This window comes from Mesorhizobium sp. M0074 (assembly GCF_040322975.1).
Lineage (GTDB): Bacteria > Pseudomonadota > Alphaproteobacteria > Rhizobiales > Rhizobiaceae > Mesorhizobium.
This window is the reverse complement of the sequence record NZ_JAMYUM010000083.1, coordinates 1-1020: the sequence shown is the minus strand read 5'-3', so window position 1 is coordinate 1020 and position 1020 is coordinate 1. Positions and strand designations below refer to the sequence as shown.

At 65.3% G+C, this 1020-nt stretch carries 1 protein-coding gene; it reads left to right on the top strand.

Features of this window, described 5'->3' with window-relative positions; genetic code table 11:
- Positions 1-11 precede the first annotated feature (11 nt).
- The coding region (locus NKJ73_RS34055; RefSeq protein WP_352572764.1) for an AMP-binding protein at positions 12-1020 on the top strand (1009 nt) is incomplete at its 3' end.

Here is a 1020-nt window from a genome sequence, read left to right as displayed (position 1 = left end):
TCGAGCAACAGGTGCGCCGGACGCCCGAGGCGGTGGCGGTGGTCTGCCAGGACGAGCGCGTAAGCTATGGCGAGCTCAACGCGCGCGCCAACCGGCTGGCGCATCATCTGATCGCCCTTGGGGTCAAGCCGGATCAGCCGGTGGCGATCTGCGTCGAGCGCAGCCCGGCGATGGTGGTCGGGCTGCTGGCGATCCTGAAGGCGGGCGGCGCCTATGTGCCGCTCGATCCGGCCTATCCGAGCCCACGGCTCAACCAGGTGCTCGCCGATGCCGCCCCGCGGCTGCTGCTTTGCGATGCGGCCGGCCGCGCAGCACTCGGCCCCGAGGTGCTGACCGGTGTGACGGTGGTCGATCTGGAGACGGCCACGCCGGGCTGGGCCGAACTGCCGGCCTCGAACCCGGACCCGCGCGCCCTTGGCCTCACATCTCGCCATCTCGCCTATGTCATCTACACCTCAGGCTCAACCGGCACCCCAAAGGGCGTCATGGTCGAGCATGCCAGCACCGTGAACCTGCTGCATTGGAGCAGCGGCGTGTTTGCGGACTCAGAGATTAGCCGCACGCTGTTTTCTACCTCGATCAGTTTTGATCTGTCCGTCTATGAGTGTTTCGTTCCGCTGTCGCAAGGAAGCACCCTGTATCTCGTCGAGGATGCGCTGGCGCTGGCGCAGACGCCCTTGGATGTGTCCTTGATCAACACGGTCCCCTCGGCGATCGCCGCTCTGGTCGACCGGCAAGCCGTGCCCGCTTCGACAAGCGTCATCAATTCATGCGGCGAGCGGCTGAAGGCAGATCTGATCGAGAGGGTCTTCGATAGCAGCGGCGTCGAGAAGATCTGTAATCTGTACGCGCCTTCCGAGACGACGACGTACTCGACCTGGATTTGCATGCCGAGGGGCGAGGCTGTCGTTGAGACGATCGGCCGTCCGATTGCGAACACGCGGATCTATCTTCTGGACGCTCATGGTCAGCCGGTGCCGTTCGGGGCGGTGGGCGAGCTCTATATCGGCGGGGCCGGCG